At 58.3% G+C, this 19,775-nt stretch carries 14 protein-coding genes and 1 riboswitch; of the genes, 5 read left to right on the forward strand and 9 right to left on the reverse strand.

What is annotated here, in order from left to right; translation table 11 throughout:
- Positions 1 to 116 precede the first annotated feature (116 nt).
- The 5 genes from DXB44_RS03725 (at position 117) to DXB44_RS03745 (ending at position 7,574) form a co-directional block, all read left to right on the forward strand.
- On the forward strand, positions 117 to 1,658 hold the full coding sequence (locus DXB44_RS03725; protein ID WP_055185603.1) for a sugar ABC transporter ATP-binding protein: 1,542 nt from the start codon (positions 117 to 119) through the stop codon (positions 1,656 to 1,658).
- An 18-nt stretch (positions 1,659 to 1,676) separates the two neighbouring features.
- On the forward strand, positions 1,677 to 2,675 hold the full coding sequence (locus DXB44_RS03730; RefSeq protein ID WP_118657784.1) for a beta-methylgalactoside transporter: 999 nt from the start codon (positions 1,677 to 1,679) through the stop codon (positions 2,673 to 2,675).
- Positions 2,676 to 2,788: 113 nt separating this feature from the next.
- Positions 2,789 to 3,100 (forward strand): hypothetical protein, encoded by a 312-nt coding sequence (locus DXB44_RS03735; RefSeq protein WP_118657785.1) that lies wholly within the window; start codon positions 2,789 to 2,791, stop codon positions 3,098 to 3,100.
- 48 nt (positions 3,101 to 3,148) lie between these two features.
- On the forward strand, positions 3,149 to 5,902 hold the full coding sequence (locus DXB44_RS03740; RefSeq protein WP_118657786.1) for an insulinase family protein: 2,754 nt from the start codon (positions 3,149 to 3,151) through the stop codon (positions 5,900 to 5,902).
- Between the two features lie 301 nt (positions 5,903 to 6,203).
- Positions 6,204 to 7,574, forward strand: a complete 1,371-nt coding sequence (locus DXB44_RS03745) for an NCS2 family permease (RefSeq protein WP_118657787.1) — start codon at positions 6,204 to 6,206, stop codon at positions 7,572 to 7,574.
- A gap of 281 nt (positions 7,575 to 7,855) precedes the next feature.
- On the opposite strand, the gene DXB44_RS03750 is transcribed toward DXB44_RS03745, so the two are convergent.
- The 9 genes from DXB44_RS03750 to DXB44_RS03785 all read right to left on the reverse strand — a co-directional run bounded on the left by DXB44_RS03750 (position 7,856) and on the right by DXB44_RS03785 (position 19,774).
- Complete coding sequence (locus DXB44_RS03750) at positions 7,856 to 11,122, reverse strand: ABC transporter permease (protein ID WP_243111017.1); 3,267 nt, start codon at positions 11,120 to 11,122, stop codon at positions 7,856 to 7,858.
- Between the two features lie 5 nt (positions 11,123 to 11,127).
- Entirely contained in the window at positions 11,128 to 11,832 is a 705-nt protein-coding gene (locus DXB44_RS03755; protein ID WP_005927166.1) for an ABC transporter ATP-binding protein, read from the reverse strand.
- Positions 11,833 to 11,998: 166 nt separating this feature from the next.
- A complete protein-coding gene (locus DXB44_RS03760; protein WP_118657789.1) occupies positions 11,999 to 13,141 on the reverse strand; it encodes a ribose-phosphate pyrophosphokinase in 1,143 nt (380 codons plus the stop codon).
- Positions 13,142 to 13,485: 344 nt separating this feature from the next.
- Positions 13,486 to 14,640, reverse strand: coding sequence for a methionine adenosyltransferase (gene metK / locus DXB44_RS03765; protein WP_097784732.1), 1,155 nt, complete (start codon positions 14,638 to 14,640; stop codon positions 13,486 to 13,488).
- A gap of 99 nt (positions 14,641 to 14,739) precedes the next feature.
- Positions 14,740 to 14,838, reverse strand: a riboswitch (SAM riboswitch).
- Positions 14,839 to 14,920: 82 nt separating this feature from the next.
- Positions 14,921 to 16,090 (reverse strand): GGDEF domain-containing protein, encoded by a 1,170-nt coding sequence (locus tag DXB44_RS03770; RefSeq protein WP_118657790.1) that lies wholly within the window; start codon positions 16,088 to 16,090, stop codon positions 14,921 to 14,923.
- Between the two features lie 217 nt (positions 16,091 to 16,307).
- Positions 16,308 to 16,973, reverse strand: a complete 666-nt coding sequence (gene deoC / locus DXB44_RS03775) for a deoxyribose-phosphate aldolase (RefSeq protein ID WP_097782685.1) — start codon at positions 16,971 to 16,973, stop codon at positions 16,308 to 16,310.
- A gap of 18 nt (positions 16,974 to 16,991) precedes the next feature.
- Complete coding sequence (locus DXB44_RS14980; protein WP_005944717.1) at positions 16,992 to 17,126, reverse strand: hypothetical protein; 135 nt, start codon at positions 17,124 to 17,126, stop codon at positions 16,992 to 16,994.
- A 20-nt stretch (positions 17,127 to 17,146) separates the two neighbouring features.
- Positions 17,147 to 17,767 carry a GtrA family protein gene (locus DXB44_RS03780; protein WP_112121272.1) on the reverse strand — a complete coding sequence of 207 codons (621 nt, stop codon included), beginning with the start codon at positions 17,765 to 17,767 and terminating at the stop codon, positions 17,147 to 17,149.
- Positions 17,768 to 17,863: 96 nt separating this feature from the next.
- Complete coding sequence (locus DXB44_RS03785) at positions 17,864 to 19,774, reverse strand: bifunctional 4-hydroxy-3-methylbut-2-enyl diphosphate reductase/30S ribosomal protein S1 (RefSeq protein WP_118657791.1); 1,911 nt, start codon at positions 19,772 to 19,774, stop codon at positions 17,864 to 17,866.
- Position 19,775: the final 1 nt, after the last annotated feature.

Raw genomic sequence — 19,775 nt, forward strand, 5'->3', positions numbered from 1 at the left:
CGGCTTGAATGTAAGCTAAAAAGCGCGTGCGTGCGAGAAAACGTCTCCACGCACGCGCCTTATTTTGGAAAAAAAACTGCCCGCCTGTAAACAACCAAAAAGGAGGCTTTTGCGGAATGTCAGAATACCGTCTGGTAATGAAAGGCGTGGTCAAGACCTTCCCCGGTGTCAAAGCCCTGGATCATGCACAGCTGGAACTCCGTCCCGGCAAAGTCATGGCTCTGATGGGCGAAAACGGCGCCGGTAAGTCCACTCTGATGAAATGTATGTTCGGCATTTACAAGATGGACGAGGGCGAGATCGAATACGAGGGGCAGAAGGTAACCATCCCCACCCCGCTGGATGCACTGGACCGCGGCATCGCCATGGTGCATCAGGAACTGCAGCCCATTCCGGCCCGTACCGTGGCCGAGAATATCTGGCTGGGACGCTACCCCACCAAGAAATACGGCATCGTCACTGTTGTGGACCATGCCAAAATGTACAAAGATACCGATGAACTGCTGAAGAAACTGAAGCTGGACATCGACCCCCATGCAAAGCTGGGCTCTTTGAGCATCGCCCAGATGCAGATGGTGGAAATCGCCAAGGCCGTTTCCGCCAACTGTAAGGTGCTGATTTTGGACGAGCCCACCTCTTCTCTGACCGCGAACGAGGTCGAGAGCCTGTTCCGCATCATGCGGGATCTGAAGGAGCAGGGCGTTGCTCTGGTCTACATCAGCCACAAGATGGACGAGATCAAGGTGATCGCGGACGAAGTCACCATCATGCGCGATGGCCAGTACATCGGCAAGTGGGACGTTGCCAACATGACCAAGGAAGAGATCATTGCAAAGATGGTCGGCCGTGAGCTGTCCAACCTGTTCCCCCCGCTTGAGAACGTGCCCTCGGACGAGGTCATGATGAAGGTGGAGGACTTCACCTCCATCCATCCCCGTTCCTTCCGTCATTGCAGCTTTGAGCTGAAAAAGGGCGAAATTCTGGGCGTCGCCGGTCTGGTGGGCGCACAGCGTACCGAGCTGATGGAAGGTATCTTCGGCCTGCGTGCCCATACCTCCGGTAAAGTGTGGATCAAGGGCGAGGAAGTTACCATCAAGCAGCCCCGCGATGCCATCCGCAAGAGCGTTGCTCTGCTGACCGAGGACCGTCGTGCTACCGGCATTCTGGGCGTGCTGAGCGTTGCCGATAATATCTCCATCGCTTCTCTGGACGCCCTGCGCAAGGGTCCCATCATGCTGGACAACAAAAAGATCCTCGATCTGGTGGCTACCAACAAGGAAAAGATGGCCATCAAGGTGCCCAGCCCCAAGACCCAGATCAAGAGCCTTTCCGGCGGCAACCAGCAGAAGGTGCTGATCGCCCGCTGGCTTGCCAACAACCCCGATGTGCTCATTCTGGACGAGCCTACCCGCGGCATCGACGTCGGTGCAAAGTATGAAATTTACTGCATCATCGCCGATCTGGCCAAGCAGGGCAAGAGCATTATCATGATCTCCTCTGAAATGAGCGAGATCATCGGTATGTCCAACCGTGTCATGGTCATGTGCGATGGCCGTATCACCGGCTTTATCAACGGTAAGGATGCCACCCAGGAGAACATCATGGCGCTGGCTACCCAGTTCGAGACCGCACCTGACGCAGCTGCGGCAAATCAGTAATTAAGGAGGCTGTCTATCGTGGAAGCTACCAAAAAATTGAATGGCAAGGCTGTGGGCAAGTGGCTCAGCAACAACGCCATTATCATGATGATGCTGGCCATCACTCTGATCGTTGGCATCATTCACCCCAACTTCTTCTCCGGCACCAACATGATCAACCTGTTCAAGAACGTGTCCATCCGCTACATCATCGCGCTGGGCATTTCCGGCTGCCTGATCACCACCGGTAACGATCTGTCCGCTGGCCGTCTGGCTGGTTTTGCCGCCTGCCTTGCCTGCATTTTTGCGCAGACCGAAGGCGCTTCCGGCAAGTTCTACCCCAATATGCCCACCCTGTCCACCCCTGTGGTGTTCATTCTGGTCATTGCCATCTGCGCCATCGTGGGTCTGTGCAACGGCTTGGTGGTCAGCTACCTGAAGGTGCAGCCCTTCATCGCAACCTTGGGCATGCAGCAGGTGGTCTACGGTATCTGCCTGGTGTACACCGGCGGTACCCCCATTGGCTCCCTGAACAAGAACTTCACCTCCCTGGCCTCCAACACCATCATCGGCATCCCCGTGCTGATCTGGATCGCCCTGATCGTGGCTGCCTGCTTCTGGTTCCTGTACAACAAGACCCGTCACGGCAAGTACATGTACGCCATCGGCGGCAACGAAGCTGCTGCTGAGGTGGCCGGTGTCAACGTCAACGCCACCAAGATCCGCATCTACATCCTGGCTTCCTGCATGTTCGGTCTGGCAGGCTGCCTGCTGGCTGCAAAGTCCGGCGGCGCATCCGTCAACACCGCACAGGGCTATGAGCTGGACGCCATCGCAGCCTGCACCATCGGCGGTGTTTCCACCACCGGCGGCGTTGGTACTGTTCCCGGCGTTCTGGTCGGCGTTCTGGTCTTTGAGCTGATGAAGGTCGCTCTGCAGTTCATGAACGTCAACTCCTCTTACACCTACATCGTGCAGGGCCTTGTCATTATCGTGGCTGTCGCCATTGATATCCGCAAGTATCTGGCTAAGAAGTAATCTCCTCATCATCCCCCTTTGCACCCGCAGTCTTTGCACTGCGGGTGCTTTTTTTGTCCACATTTTTGTGGTATCATAAGGAAAACATCTTATGCTTACAGGAGGGACTTTCCATGGCACAGCCCACCCCGGATACCCAGACCGAGCTTGAACGCCGCGAGGCCGCACTGGCCGCCCGCGAGGCAGAACTTGCCCGCCAGCAGGCTGAATTGCAGGCACAGAAGGCCGATTTTGAGCAGGGCAAAAAGCGCCTGCTGGACAACGGCAACAAGAACTTTGTAAACCCCAAGGAAAAGCTTTATGATAAATTCCCGCTCACGGTGCACCAGATGGATATCATCATCGGCGTGCTGTTCGCTTTGATTGCTCTTTTCCTTGTGCTGGGCGTGACCCACACCAGCTTTTTCGGCCTGTTCGGCGGCTGAGCCGCAGGCGCATCCTCTGTGAAAAACATCCCGTAAAGGAGAATAAAAATGGCACACTATCCCGGTTATACCGTCCTGCGCACCGAGGACTGCCCCGAGCAGCACGGTACTTTGACCCTGCTCACCCATGACGTCAGCGGCGCAGCCGTGCTGCTGGTGGAAAACGAGGACGTCAACAAGGCCTTCGGCATCGGCTTCGGCACCTTCCCCTCCGATGACACCGGCGTGTTCCACATTCTGGAGCACTCCGTGCTGGCGGGCAGCGAAAAATACCCGGTCAGCTCCCCCTTCGTGCAGCTGCTCAAAAGCAGCATGGCCTCCTTTCTCAATGCAATGACCTTCCCGGATAAAACGGTCTACCCCTTTGCCACCCCCAACGAGACCGATTTCTGCAACCTGATGGATGTCTACCTGAACGCGGTGTTCTGCCCGCTGGCTATGGTAGATTCTGCCGTGTTCGAGCAGGAAGGCTGGCACCGGGATGCAGACGGCACGGTCAGCGGTGTGGTCTACAACGAGATGCAGGGCGCGCTGGCCTCCCCGGATGCTCAGCTGCAAAACGCCCTGCAACGGGCGATGTTCCCGGATACCGCTTACGGCTTTGTGTCCGGCGGCGACCCGGCGTCCATCCCCGCCCTGACCTATGAGAAATACCAGCGGGTGTACCGCCGCCATTACAGCGCCGACAACTGCTGCATCACCCTGTACGGCAAGATGGACATGGCCGATAAGCTGGCACGGCTGGATCAGGACTACCTGTCCAAGATGCCCAAGGCCGCTGCCCGTCCCCGCCTGACCATGCAGGACGAGCAGCCCGGTGCATTCGTGGAGCTGCCCTACTACACCGACCAGCCCAAGCCGGACGAGGTGCAGTGCGCACTGGCATGGTACACTGGTGCGTTCGCCGACCGGGAGCGGCAGCTGGGCGTGGAGATTCTGCTGGGTGCGCTGCTGAGCACTAACAGCTCTCCCCTCAAGGCCGCGCTGCTGGCCGAGCAGCTGGGCGCAGATATCGACATCGGCTTTGACGACAGTACCCTGCAGCCCACCTTGGAGTTGCTGCTGCGCGGTGCTACGGTGGATTCTGCCCGCAAGTTTGCCCCCGCTGTACGCAAGGCTGTGGACGAGCTGCTAAAGACCGGCATCCCCCACGACCTGCTGCTGGCCGCTTTGAACGAAGCCGAGTTTGCCTCGCTGGAGCGCCCGGGCAGCCTGCCGGACGGCGTGCTGGACGCCATCAACGCCGCCACCGGCTGGCTGCATACCGGCGATGCCGCCCTGCTGCTGCACACGGACAAACTTTTCGCCGCCCTGCGCAGCAAGCTGGAGGAGGGCTGGTTCGACACCCTGCTGCGGGAGCTGTTTGCCCCCGCCCCGGTGCAGGTGGTGCAAATCCCCACCGCCCCCAAAACTGAGGACATCGCCGCCCCGGCGCGCACCGATGGCAAGCTGGTGCTGGAGCACCCCCTCACCGCCGCCGACCTTGGCGCAGGCGATGCCGCCCCGCAGGGCAGCGCCGAGCAGCTGGCCGGTGCCACCCTGCTGCGCCACCCCTCTGCCGGGAGCCTGTACCTGAATTTTTACTATGATCTGGGCACTGTCACCCCGGAGGAGCTGCAATACCTGAACCTGCTCACCGATGTGCTGGACGAGCTGGACACCCCCGCCCACACCGCCCAGCAGCTGAACACCCTGCGCAGCACTTGGCTGGGCGACAGCCGCGCCCAGCTGGACCTCTGGACCGGGCGGCAGGAGGGCAGCCCCTGCCACGCAAAGCTTTCCCTCTGCCTGAGCCTGCTGGAGCGCAGCTTGGAAAAGGCGGTGGAGATCGGCGGCGAGTGGCTGTACGATACCGTCCTTACCGGCGCTGCTGCCGAAGCCGCCTATGCCCGGGTGGTCAGTCAGCTGAAGCTGCGCATGGAGCAGCTGTTTATCCAGCAGGGCAACGAGTTTGCCTCCACCCGTGCCCGCGCCCATTATTATGTAGAGGGCGCTGCAGACGAAGCCTGCACCGGCGTGAGTTATTACCATTTCCTGTGCAATCTGCTGGAAAAGGCCGACTGGGCGGCACTGGGCGCAAAGCTGGATGCTGTGCGCCGCCAGGTGCTGCAAACTGCCGCCCTGACCGTCAGCCTGCACGGCTCCGAGGACGCACTGGAAAAGCTGCGCACCCTGCTGCCGCAAAGCCGCTTTGCCGCTGCGCAGCGCACCCCGGCGCAGCCCTACACCCAGCCCCTGACGCCCCCCGTGAACGAAGCCTTTATCATTGACGGCGGTGTGAACTACGATGTGCTGGCTTGGCCCATGCCCCGGGACAGCCGCCGCCGGGTGCTGGCGCGGGTGATGAGCTACGAATACCTGTGGCACGCCATCCGGGAGGTGGGCGGTGCCTATGGCACCGGCATGCTCTGTGCCGACGGCATCGAGTTTTTGTACACCTACCGGGACCCCCACCTGCGGGAAAGCTACAATACCTTTGCCGCCGCCCCTGCCGCCCTTGCCGCCCGGGACTACACCGCCCGGGATCTGGACGAGTTCATCGTGGGCACTGCTGCCAAGCTGGACACGCCCCGCAAGGCGCGTGCCGCTGCCCGTGAGCTGGACCGCCGGTACTTCTGCGGCATCACGGACGAGATGCGCGCCGCCGACCGCAAGACGCTGTGCAGCGTGGACGCCGCCCTGCTCAAAGCACAGGCCGCCGCCCTGTCTGATGTGCTGTCCGGCGGCGTGCGGGTGGCCTTTGGCAGCAAAGATGCCGTGGAAGCGGCAAAGGATCTGTTCGACCGGGTAGAGACGCTGTAAGCGCCGGTCATTTGTAAAAAAATATTTTATTTGTAGTTCCGAAACACCCGCAGGATGTTTCGGAACTACTTTTTTCCGCACACACTTTTTCTGCACATATCGCCTGCATTCCGTCCAAATCACTAAAATATGCCAGATTTTTTGTGAGATAAGTCATACTTATTTAAGAAAATTTGAACAAATTGCGAAATTTATGTGTTTCTGATGTGGACAAAAACGTTTTCAGCTGATAGAATGGAAACTGTTCTTTCTCCGCCGTCCGCAACCGGCGGAGTGTTTTATTGGAAGCAGGAGGTTTCTCATGTTAGAAAAGTTCTTTCACCTGAAAGAAAACCACACCGATGTAAAGACCGAGATCATGGCTGGTATCACTACCTTCATGACCATGGCTTACATCCTTGCCGTCAACCCCAACATCCTGTCCGCAGCGGGCATGGATTCCAAGGCTGTGCTGATTGCCACCGCGCTGGCATCCTTTATTGCCACTGCACTGATGGCTGTGCTGGCCAACTACCCCTTTGCACTGGCTCCCGGCATGGGCCTGAACGCCTACTTTGCCTACACGGTCGTGCTGACCATGGGCTACAGCTGGCAGCTGGCTCTGATGGCCGTCTTTGTTGAGGGCGTCATCTTCATCGCACTGTCCCTGACCAATGTGCGCGAGGGCATCTTCAACGCCATTCCCATGACCCTGAAGAGCGCCGTCAGCGTGGGCATCGGCCTGTTCGTGGCCTTTGTCGGCCTGCAGAACGCCAAGCTGATCGTTAACAGCGATTCCACGCTGGTCACCTACCAGCACTTCAAGGGCGCAACCTTCCACAGCGTTGGCGTGGGCGCTATTCTGGCTCTGCTGGGCGTGGTCATCACCGCCATTCTGCTGGTCAAAAAGGTCAAGGGCGGCATCCTGTACGGCATCCTGATCACCTGGCTGCTGGGCATCGTGTGCGAGCTGACCGGTATCTACGTCCCCGATGTGGAGGCCGGCATGTACTCCGTCATCCCCACCGCCTTTGTCAGCTTCGACTTCTCCGCACTGGGCGAGACCTTTGGTCAGGTGTTCAAGACCGACTTCTCCGGTGTCGGCCTGCTGAACTTCTTCGCCGTGATGTTCTCCTTCCTGTTCGTGGACCTGTTCGACACGCTGGGCACCCTGATCGGCGTGGCCTCCAAGGCTGATATGCTGGACGAGGACGGCCGTCTGCCCAACATCAAGGGCGCACTGATGGCAGACTCCATCGGCACCTGCGTGGGCGCTGTGCTGGGCACTTCCACCACCACCACCTTCGTGGAGAGCGCCTCCGGCGTTACCGAGGGCGGCCGCACCGGTCTGACCGCTATGACCACCGGCGTGCTGTTCCTGCTGGCTACCATCTTCAGCCCGCTGTTCCTCACCATTCCCAGCTTTGCTACTGCTCCGGCTCTGATCATCGTGGGCTTCTACATGATGGGCTCTGCCGTCAAGATCGACTTCAATGATCCCAGCGAGGGCATCCCCGCATTCCTGACCATTCTGGCTATGCCCACTGCTTACAGCATCTCCGAGGGTATTGCCATCGGCATCATCTCCTGGACCATCATCAATGTGATCACCGGCAAGGCCAAGGAGAAGAAGATCAGCCCGCTGATGTATGTGCTCACCGTGCTGTTCATCCTCAAGTACGTGTGCCTTTAATTCCCTGCGCATCTAAAAAAGCCAAGCACCCCCTGTGGTCTGCCCGTACAGGCCGCAGGGGGTGCTTTTTTGTGCAGTTGAAAAGAGGTAGTAACCTTTACAAAAACAGCCGCGCCCCATCTGCTGGTTCAGACGAGGCGCGGCCTTTTGCGGTATTTGGTTTGGGGTATAGGAGGAATCATGTCCCTGAGAGGGGCTTGCGGCTTTCCCCCTCCCAGTGATTTTATAATATCCGAAAAATCCTACGAAATTATGCTTATTTTGTGAATGCGCTGTAAACATTACTCCGGGGCTTTCATGCTTTCCACCATGCTGATGCGCCGGACGTGCCGCCGCATCACAAAGCAGACCACCACGGTAAACACCATGGTCAGCGCCACCGCCAGCAGGTAGCTGCGGGGCGCAATGGTGCGGATGAACATGAGCTGATCCATCTCCACGGTCAACACAATGAACTTGTGCAGCGGCACCCCCAGTGCCAGACCCACGCCGGAGCCGATAAGCGCCAGCAGCTCGATCTCGCGGAAGATGTAGCGGTACACTTCCTGATCGTAGAAGCCCAGCACCTTGATGGTCGCCAGCTCCTTTTTGCGCTCCCCAAGGTTGACGCTGATCAGGTTATACAGCACCACAGCCGCCAGCGCCGCCGCGCAGATGATGATCAGCACCACCACATAGCCCAGACTGACGATGAGGTTATCGAACAGCTCGGTGGTGTCCTCGGTAAAGCTGATGCTGCTGACATAGTTGCAGCCCAGCAGGTCGGTGCGCAGGGCGTTGTACCCGGCAGCATCGGTGCAGGTGGTCTGCCCGTAGACCGTGTTCCACGGGATCTCTGCCGTGCCCAGCAGGCTTTCCAGCTGTGCGCGGGGGAGGTACAGCCGGGTGAACATATAGTTCTCGGTAATGCCGGTCAGGGTCAGCTCCACCCGGGCACCCTCGGTGTTCTCCACCCAGAAGGTATCACCAGTGTGCAGCCCCAGATTCTCGGCGGTCTTTTCGGTCAGGATGGCGCTGCCGCTGTCAAAGCCGATGGCCTTGTGCCCCTTGCGGGTGCGGAAGGTAACATAGCGGGTCAGGTCGCTGTCCTTTGCCGCAGCCACGATGCTCACGCTTGCGCTCTCGCCTTCGGCATTGTAGATGGTGGTGGATTTGGTATACACCGCGCTCCAGTTCTGCACGGCGCTGTTGCTGTCCAGCTCCTCTGCCAGCCCCTGCTCCATGGTCAGGGCTTTGGGGTCGCTGAGGGTGATGGACATATCGTTGTGGGTCAGCTCCGTAGACTGCTTTGTGACGATGGGCAGCAGGGAATCCTGTATGCCGAAGCCGATGAGCAGCAGCGCGGTGCAGCCCGCCACGCCCAGCACGGTCATGAAGAACCGCTTTTTATACCGGAACAGGTTGCGGGCGGTGGTCTTTTGGGAGAAGGACATCCGGGACCACAGCGGGGTGATGCGCTCCATCAGGATGCGCTTGCCCGCCACCGGGGCCCGGGGCAGCAGCAGAGCTGCGGTCTTTTCCGCCAGACTGGAACGGCAGGCGTACCACGTGGCAAAGCCGATGACGGCGGCGCTGATGCCCACGCTGGCGGCTGCCATGCCCGGGTAGAAGTGCAGGGTGAAGGTGGGCAGGGTGAACACCAGCTGATAGGCGTTCCAGATAATGATGGGGAACACCACAAAGCCCACCACCATGCCGACGATGCTGCCCAGAATGGTAGCCAGCAGCGCGTAAAACAAATACTTGCCCGCGATGCTGAAATTGGAGTAGCCCAGCGCCTTTAAGGTGCCCATTTGCAGGCGGTTCTCGTCCACCATGCGGGTCATGGTGGTGGTAGCCACCAGCGCCGCCACAAGGAAGAAGAACACCGGGAACACCCGGGCAATGGCGTCCATGCGGTCGGCGTACTGGGCAAAGGTGACGCAGCTCATGGTGGAGGTGCGGTCCAGCACATACCACTCGCCCTTTTTGATCTGGCTCACCTGCTCTTCGGCATCGTTCAGCTGGGCAAGGCCGTCTGCCAGCTTCTGCTCTGCCTCGGCCTTCTGGCTCTCGTACTCGGTACGGGATTCTTCCAGCTGGGTCTGCCCGGCGTTATATTCTGCCCAGCCCTCTTCCAGCTGCTTTTGTGCGGCATCGAACTGGGTGTAGGCGCTGGCTGTGCCGGTGGTCAGCTGCAATTGCCCCTGCAAAAGCTGCAATTTCATCTTGCGCAGCGCAGCCTTGGCTTCGGTCACCAGCTGGTCGTTGGAAAGGTTTGGCGAGGAGATCAGCCCCTGCTTGTACATCTGCCGCTTGCCTGCATCCAGCTGCTGTTGATAGCCCTGCAGCTGGTTATAGATATTGTCGTAAGCGGCCTGCGCCTTGGCCAGCGCATCCCGCAGTTCAATGTAATCTTCGTCCTCCGGCTCGGCTTCGTCCAGCGCCTTTTCGGCGTTGCGCAGAGCGGCTTCCGCGTAGGTCAGCAGGGGGTCTGCCACCTTTTTCAGGTTGACCAGCATCTCGATTTGCTGTAACTGTTCCTCAAATTCCAGCACCTGCTCCTCGCTGCTCACCAGCTTGTCGGCACCGCTCTGCATGGTGTCCGGCAGGGCAGCCTTCTGGGCAGCAAGCTCCTTTTCCCCGGCTTCCAGCTGCGCCTTGGCGGCATCCAGCTGTGCCTGTGCGTCCGCAAGCTTTGCCTCGGCTTCAGCGAACTGACGCTCGGCTTCGGCCTTCTGGCTGTCGTACTCCGCGCGCGCTTCGGTCAGCTTGTCGCTGGCGGTGTCCATCAGCTCTTCCCGCCGGGCGGTACACTGCACGCTTTGGATGGCCTTGAGCTTTTCGGCTACGGCATCCACGGCCGCCTGATATTCATCGGAATAATTACCATACAGTCCGGCGTTTTCCGCCTTGATATAGCACGCCGTATAATAATCTGCGGTCAAAGTGCCCTCCGGCACGAACAGGATGCAGTCCAGCTGGCCATCGCCCACGGTGCTGCTCTCGGAATCGGAGGAAAAATGCAACGGGTCCTGCACCGTGCCCACCACCGTGAACACCTGCCCGCTGACCCCTTCGGTCTCTTCCGGCAGGGTCAATTGGGTGCCCAACTCCACCGGGCTGCCGTGGCCCATCACATGCACCACGCACTCCCCGGCAGCTTCCGGCATCCGGCCGGACAGCAGCACCGGGCGGTTCATGTTCTCCGGCGTATCGGCCTGCGGGTCTGCAGGCAGCTGATACAGCCGCACCACCGTGGTCTGCTCGTCCCCTGTCCAGTGTCCTTCCACGTCCTGATACTTCACCGCCTGCACGGCGTCTACCCCGTCCACAGCAGCAATCGCGCTGATATCGCTCTGGCTGAGACCAAGGGTGGACAGCACCCGCAGGTCGAACACATTCTGCTGCACATAGTACTTCTGGGCAGCGGAGCGCATATCGGGGGCAATGCACATCAGGCCGGTGAGCATCATCACCCCCAGCGCCACGATGCCAAACAAGGACACCACCCGGCTGATGCTGCTTTTCATCTCGCGCAGGATATTTTTGCGGTAACTTTTCTGCACAGTACTCACCACTCGATCTGTTCCACCGGCACCGGGTGCTCGTTGACCTGATTGGACACGATGCGGCCGCTGCGCACCTGAATAATGCGGTCAGCCATACCGGTCAGTGCCGTGTTGTGGGTAATAACAATGACGGTGCGTCCGGTCTTGCGGCAGGTATCCTGCAAAAGGCCCAGCACCTGCTTGCCGGTGCGGTAGTCCAGCGCACCGGTGGGCTCGTCGCAGAGCAGCAGCTTGGGGTTTTTGGCCAGTGCGCGGGCAATGGACACCCGCTGCTGCTCGCCGCCGGAAAGCTGCGCCGGGAAGTTGTTCAGCCGCTCGCCCAGCCCCACGCTGCGCAAGGTCTCGGCGGGGTCCAGCGGGTCGCGGCAGATCTCGCTGGCAAGCTCCACGTTTTCCAGCGCGGTCAGGTTCTGCACCAAGTTGTAAAACTGGAACACAAAGCCCACATCGTACCGGCGGTAGGTGGTCAGCTCCCGGGCAGAAAAGCGGCTCACGTTGCGGCCGTCCAGCCAGACGTTGCCCTCGTCGCAGTTGTCCATGCCGCCCAGAATGTTCAGCAGGGTGGTCTTGCCCGCGCCGGAGGGCCCCACGATGATGCAGAACTCGCCCTTGTCCACATAGAAATTCAAATGGTCTGCGGCAGCGATTTTCACACTGCCGGTCTGGTAATATTTACAGACATCTTCAAACTCCACAAAATGCTCCATGGCGTTTTCCCTTTCTGTCAGAATGCAAAGTATTTCAACTTAAATATAGCATAAACCCACCGGGTTTTGCAAAGCCCCCGGCACAAATTTTCAAAAACTTAACAGAAGTTTTCATAAAACGCAAAAAGCCCCTGCACGCAGGGTGCAGGGGCTTTGGAACAGCTTCTTACTTGCGGTTTGCCAGCAGATTCTCGATCTTTTTCAGGGGGTCGATGATGCTGGAAACGGACATATCGTGGTTCAGTGCCACCACAAAGTAGGCAGCGTACTTGGAAACGTCCACGTCCACATACCAGTCGCGGGTCAGCAGCTCGGGCATACGGTAGGTCAGGTTGGTGCCCACAACGTAGGTCAGGGTGCCGTCTGCCACAGCCTTGTCGAACTTCTCCAGACCGCTGGTGAACAGGGGGAAGGTGGCGTTGGCGATGATGTTGGTAGCACCGCGCTCCTTCAGGTTGCTGGCGACCTCCAGCATGCTCTCGCCGGAAGCAATGATATCGTCTGCGATAAAGACGGTCTTGCCCTCCACGCTCTCGCCCAGATACTCATGGGCAACGATGGGGTTGCGGCCGTTCACCACACGGGTGTAGTCGCGGCGCTTGTAGAACATACCCAAGTTGCAGCCCAGCACGCTGGAGAAGTACATATTGCGGTTCATAGCGCCCTCGTCCGGGCTGACCACGGTGAACTTCTCCTTGTCGAAGGACAGGGTGGGATCCTTCTTCAGCAGGCTCTTGAGCACCTGATAGGTGGGCATGGCGTTATCAAAGCTCATCAGGGGCACTGCGTTCTGCACGCGGGGGTCGTGTGCGTCAAAGGTGATGATGTTGCGCACGCCCATGGTCTGCAGCTCCTGCAGGGCCACAGCGCAGTCCAAGCTCTCGCGCACCACGCGGCGGTGCTGACGGCCACCGTACAGGCTGGGCATGATGACGGAAACGCGGTGTGCCTTACCGGCCACAGCCTGAATCAGACGCTTCAGGTTTGCAAAGTGGTCGTCCGGGGACATGTGGTTCTCGTAGTTGAACAGCTTGTAGGTGACGCTGTAATTGCCCGGGTCCACCACGATAAAGATATCGTCGCCGCGGACAGACTCCTTGACCAGACCCTTGGCGTCGCCGCTCTGGAAGCGGGGGCAGTCGCAGGAAATAATGAAGGTGTCTTTTTCAATTCCGGCAGCCTTTGCCCAACGGACAAGGTGCTTGTCGATCAGGCCGGTCAGCTCCTCGGCACCGGGGCAGGCGATCAGCCGCATATCCGCCACACTGGGCTGCTCAAAGAAGGACTTAGGGGAAATTTCAATAGACATAGTCACATAACTCCTTATTGCTGTTTACCATCCGTACCATGCACACAAGTGCGCATATCTAGTTTTATTTTATCACATTTTGTCGATTGTTCCATATCAATTTGTTTCATGTGTGGATTTTCTGCGCCTTGCACAGCTGTTTTTCCTTTTCCTTCAAGAGAATGTGAGTTTCTTACAAAAAACCGACCAAATCTTTACCGTTTCGCAAAGTTTATCTGATTTTTGAAGAAAAGTAATACTTTTTACCGTACCATTTTCTTTTCCCTGTGACGCAAAAGAGCCGCTGCACGGTCGGGTGCAGCGGCTCTTCTCTTCACTTACCTTCTATCAGGGTAAAACGCTTTTTACAGGGCAGCAACGGCAGCCTTCAGGGCATCCACGCGGTCGGTGTTCTCCCACTTCACGCCCAGATCCTCGCGGCCCATGTGGCCATAGGCGGCCAGCTGGCGGTAGATGGGCTTGCGCAGGTCGAGGTCACGGATGATGGCGGCGGGGGTCAGGTCAAACACCTTCTCCACTGCCTGCTCGATCTTCTCGTCTGCCACAGTGCCGGTGCCGAAGGTATCCACCATGATGGACACGGGCTTTGCCACGCCGATGGCGTAGGCCACCTGCACCTCGCACTGCTTTGCCAGACCCGCAGCCACGATGTTCTTTGCCACCCAGCGGGTCGCGTAGGCTGCGCTGCGGTCCACCTTACTGGGGTCCTTGCCAGAGAAAGCGCCGCCGCCGTGGCGTGCATAGCCGCCGTAGGTGTCCACGATGATCTTACGGCCGGTCAGTCCGGTATCGCCCTGCGGGCCGCCCACAACAAAGCGGCCGGTGGGGTTGATGTAGTACTTGGTGTTCTCGTCCAGCAGCTCAGCGGGAATGGTAGCCTTGATGACCTTTTCCATCACGTCTGCCCGCAGCTGCTCCATGCTCACGCTCTCGCTGTGCTGGCTGGAGATGACCACAGCGTCCACGCGCACGGGCTTGTTGTTCTCGTCGTACTCCACAGTCACCTGACTCTTGCCGTCCGGGCGCAGGTAATCCATCTCGCCGCTCTTGCGCACCTCAGTCAGGCGCTTTGCCAGCTTGTGGGCAAGGCTGATGGGCATGGGCATCAGCTCGGGGGTCTCGTCGCAGGCATAACCGAACATCATGCCCTGATCGCCTGCACCGCCCACCTGATCGTTGGTACCCAGTGCAATATCGGGGCTCTGGCCGTCAATGTTGGAGATGACGGCGCAGGTGTCGGCGTCAAAGCCAAACTTTGCGCGGGTGTAGCCGATATCTGCCACCACCTCGCGGACGACCTTCTGAAAGTCCACATAGCAGCTGGTGGTGATCTCGCCCATAATGTGCACAAGGCCGGTGGATGCGCAGGTCTCGCAGGCCACGCGGGCATTGGGGTCGTGGGTCAGGATCTCGTCCAGAATTGCATCAGAGATCTGGTCGCAGATCTTGTCGGGATGTCCCTCGGTGACGGACTCCGAAGTAAACAGGTGTCTAGCCATTTTTTGCCTCCTAAATGTTGCAGTTGCGTGTATTTACCATTCCATCAAGTTTGTTCTGAAAAATAAAAGCGCCCAGAGCCGAAAGCTCTGAGCGTTGCACTCTTATCTTCCGGTTTCCCGCAGGATTTGGCACCTTACGCGCTCGCGCAGGTTGTCGGGCTTCACAGGGCCTGTCCCCTCAGCCGCTCTTGATAAGTCGGTATTCAATTGGTACGCTCCATATTCTATCATTGCAGCGTCAGATTGTCAAGATAAGTCGCACTTATTTTAGACATTCCTTTTAAATTGATGGAGCATTTCCCTGCTCCGGTGCGGCATGGCCGTCCCGGGCGGCGTGGAAAGCGCGCTTTTCCGCGTACATCCGCTGATCCAGCTCCACCAGAAACTTCTCCACGCTGCCGCCCTCGTACTTTGCCACACCGGTGGAGAAGGACAGCTGAAAGCTGCCCGCCGGAGCGGTTTCGTTATAGTGCTGCACCCGCTGCTCAATGGCGGCGCAGGTCTCGTTCAGCAGCTCCTCCGAGCCGTGACGGATCAGCACCATGAACTCATCGCCGCTCATGCGGATGGCTACCGAGTTTGCCACCAGCGCCCCGGACAGGATATGCCCGATCTCCTGAATGGCGCGGTCGCCCTCGGCGTGACCGTAGGTGTCGTTGATTTCCTTGAAGCAGTTCACGTCCATCATGATGCCGTAAACGTCCTTCTCCTGCGTGTCGTGGATGCGGTCCAGACAGTAGTTCATATACTTGCGCCCAAACAGGCCGGACAGCTCATCGGTATAGCCGCGCAGGCTGCGGGTCTGGCTGTCCACAAGCACAAAAGCGATGGCTACAGACAGCCAGCCGAAGGCCATGCCGTAGAATGCGCCCTGCAGCAGCGTGCCCACCGCACAGGTGACCACGAAGTAGTACACCGGAAAAAATTCCACCGTAACGCCATCACGTCTGGCCTTATGCACCTGCCACACGCTCTCGGCATAATAGCCAAACAGCAGCAGATACAGCAAAATATTCAGCGGGCCCCGATGGTAAGCGTTGTCCGCCGAAATGGAAAAGATCCACCCCGTGCCAAAAAGGTTTGCCACCAGCAGCACCAAAAGCGCCAGCAGCGGCGCGCCCAGCAGCAGATGCCTTCTGCGCAGGCGTCCAATGCTGCGGTAGACCCGGAAGTCCACATACAAACACCACGCATAGCCCACGCACACAGTAGCGCCGGTGCAGACGGTGTTGGTGAGGTACAGCCAGAACCGGCTTGCCGCGCCGGGCACGCCGTCCAGCAGAAAGCTGATCGTCTCTGTTGCCTGTGCCAGCAACGTCACCACCAGAATCCGGCAAAACAGCTCTGTTCCCACGCTGTTTTTACTCTCGCCGCGCACCCGCAATAAAAGCAGAAAGCTTACCAGCACCGCCCCTGTGCCATTGGCCACAAGGATCTCGGGTATATTCATTGCATTTCCTCCTCTGCCCGCCTTACCCCATAAAGCGGGCAGCCTCCTGTTTTATACAGTATTTATCTGTATTATACACCCTGCCGCGCCCTGCTTGCAAGGCTTGGACGCAAAAAAGGCCGCTGCACGGCAATTTGTGCAGCAGCCCTTGAGAGATCATCCTTTGCAGTTCAGCCAAGCCCAGAGGCTTTGCCGAAATACTTTTTTTGCAGAAAACTTAATAGCCCTTTGCCTGCTCGCCGTTCAAAATCTTGACAGCGCGGGAGGTACCCAGACGGTCAGCGCCCAGTGCAAGGAAGGTCTCCATATCCTCCACGGTGGAAATGCCGCCGGCAGCCTTGACCTTGCAGCGGCCACGCACGCCCTTGACCATCAGCTCCACATCATGGAAGTTGGCACCGGCGGTAGAGAAGCCGGTGCTGGTCTTGATGTAGTCGGCACCGGCCTCGCAGACGATGTCGCACATCTTTTCCTTCTCTTCCTCGGTCAGCAGGCAGGTCTCGATGATGACCTTCAGAATCTTATCGCCCACAGCCTGCTTCACGGCACGGATGTCCTCGCGGACAGCATCGTACTCCTTGTTCTTCAGGCGGCCGATGTTGATGACCATATCCACCTCGGCTGCGCCGTTCTCAATGGCGGTCTTGGCCTCAAAGGCCTTGCTGGCGGTATCCATGGCACCCAGAGGGAAGCCCACCACGCAGCACACGGGGATGCGGCCTGCCATATACTCCACAGCCTGCTTGACGTAGCAGGTGTTGATGCAGACGGATGCGGTGTGGTTTGCAATGGCTTCGTCACACAGCTGCTGAATCTGGGGCCAAGTAGCCTCCGGTTTCAGCAGGGTATGATCGACATGGGACAGGATCTCTTCGCGGTTCATGCTCGTTCCTCCGTTGTTTTACTTGCTGGCACGGCGCACCTTTGCCATGCCCACAGCGCTGAGTGCGATCGCAGTCGCCGATACCGTTGCACCAATGATGCCCAGCACCAGACCGGAAACCAGGAATGCAAACCCTTTCAGACCACGTTTCATAATACCGTACCTCCTGAAAATTATTGTTTCTTTTTAAAGATAATGAGCTTGCTGAACACATAGTTCAGCAAGATCACCAGTACATTGGAAAAGACCTTCACGGCAAGGCCCCACATTGCCTGAGCATCGTAGGCGCTGGTGACGAAGATGGCTGTGGGGCCGTCCGCCCCGCCGATGACGGCAATGGCAGCGGAACCATCTGCCACGGCGGCATGGCTCCCGGCAAAGCTGTTTGCCATGTAGAGGGTAGTATCCGGACCCAGCCAGCCCGCCACGGCGCCCAGCAGACCCTGCATGGCGGTGTCCACCAGCGCCGCCCCCTGTGCGGCAAAAAGGTTGCCCCCCACCATCATGATCACAGCATCCAGCACCATGGTGCCCAGACGGCAGGTGACAAAGGTGCCGAACTCTTTGGCCATGGCTTTGCCGGTGGTCCTGCTGCGGAACACGAACGCCCGGTTGGTGCAGTAGGCAAACAGGATGCACAAGGCGTTATCCAGCACATTGCCCCAGCTGTTGGCGGCAGTATAGCCGAACAGTCGGCTGAACAGTGCATACAGCACAATATTCAGCAGGGTGGTCAGCACGCCAAAGATCAGGTAACTGAGCACTTCCCAGTGCTTTTTGAAAAACTTTATCATGGCTTTGTTAACAAAAACAGCCCCGCCGCCGTTTTCCCGGCAACGGGGCTGCAGATCGCATTGTGTCAGAAGCTATGCTTTTGTACGAAGGGCTGATTACTCAGCGTCGTCGTTCAGCAGAGCCTTCATGGACAGGCTGATGCGCTTCTTGTCGAAGTCAACATCCAGCAGCTTCACATCGACCATATCGCCGACCTTCAGTGCGTCAGAGACCTTCTCAACGCGGTCATTGCTGATCTCGCTGATGTGGACCAGACCGTCAACACCCGGCAGGATGCGGACGAATGCACCAAACTTGGTCAGAGAAACGACCGGAGCATGGAAGGTGCTGCCGATGGGGTAGTTGTTCTTCAGCTGCTCCCAGGGGTTGTCCTCGGCCTTCTTGTAGCCCAGAGAGACCTTGTGGTTCTCGGTGTCGATATCCTTGACATACACTTCGATGGTGTCACCAACGGAGACGACCTCGGAGGGGTGCTTGATGCGGTTCCAGCTCAGCTCGCTGATGTGGCACAGGCCGTCAACACCACCGATGTCAACGAATGCACCATAAGAGGTCAGGCTCTTGACAACGCCGGTGTAGGTCTTGCCCACCTCAACGTTTGCCCAGAACTCCTCGCGCTTTGCCTTGTTCTGCTCAGCGGTCACCTTGTTGATGCTGCCCACGATCTTGCGGCCGGAGCACTCGGTGACGACCAGCTGAACGTGCTGGCCGACCAGAGCAGTGTAGTCCTCGTCGCGGCGCATAGTGGCCTGAGAACGGGGAACGAACACCTTGACGCCCTTGACGTTGACGACAACGCCGCCCTTATTGAACTCGGTAACATCGCCCTCGACGACTTCACCGGATTCTGCTGCCTTGGCGATCTCTTCCATGCCCTTGCGGGATGCGAGCTTCTTACGGGAGAGCTGGATGACGCCATCCTGATCCATAACCTTCTCGACGATGAGGTCCAGCTCATCGCCAACCTTCACCAGGTCTTCGACCTTGGCGGAGGAATCATCGGTCAGCTCGCTCAGCTTGACAAAGCCGGTCTGCTTCGCACCGATATCCACCTGGATCTCGTTGGCAGAGATGCTGGTCACGATTCCTTTCACAATACTGCCTGCATGAACTCGCTTTTCTTCGGATGCGTTCAGCATCTCCTCAAAGCTCATGTTGTCATTGATTTCTGCGCTCATACTGTTAAGTACCTCCTCAATAATAGACGATGGCGTTGAAGCCCCGGCTGTCACGCCCGCCACTTTAACATCTGCAAACCATTCCGGCCGAAGTTCGCTCGCTGTTTCGACCGTTACGGCACGCGTGTGTTTTGCGGCGACCTGTACCAGCTTTTGGGTATTGGAAGAATGATGACCGCCAATGACAACAACAATGTCGCATTTTTGGCTGAGGTCTTCCGCTTCCTGTTGCCTCGCCCACGTCGCATTACATATTGTATCAAAAATTCGGGCGTTTGTATAGGCTTTTTTGAGAAACTCCGAACTTTCTTTCCATTTTGTTACCTGAAATGTGGTCTGTGCAACTGCAAAAAGGGGTTTTTGGGGGTCAGAAGGGCCTTTCCACGCCTTTAACTCGGCTAAATCGGCAAAAACGAACACCTCGCCCCGGGTGTGTCCCACGATGCCCTGCACCTCCGGGTGGGTCTTATCCCCCGCCACCAGCAGCACCGCACCCTCTTTTTCAGCCTGTGCGGCAATGCGCTGGATCTTCTGCACAAAGGGGCAGGTGGCATCGTGGTAGGGGATGCCGTTTGCCTCCAGCTCATCGTAAACGCTGCGGGGTACCCCGTGGCTGCGGATGACCACCTCGCACCCGGCGGGCACATCCTGCACGGTGTTTACCACCTGTGCACCCTTGCGCCGCATATCTTCCACCGCCTGCGGGTTGTGGATCAGCGGGCCCAGCGTTGCTACCTTATGCCCCTCGGCCAGCAGACCGTAGGTCAGTTCCACGGCGCGGTTCACGCCAAAGCAGAACCCCGCCGTTTTTGCCAAACGGATCTCCATT

Source organism: Faecalibacterium sp. OM04-11BH, assembly GCF_003482185.1.
GTDB classification, from domain to species: Bacteria; Bacillota; Clostridia; order Oscillospirales; family Ruminococcaceae; genus Faecalibacterium; species Faecalibacterium tardum.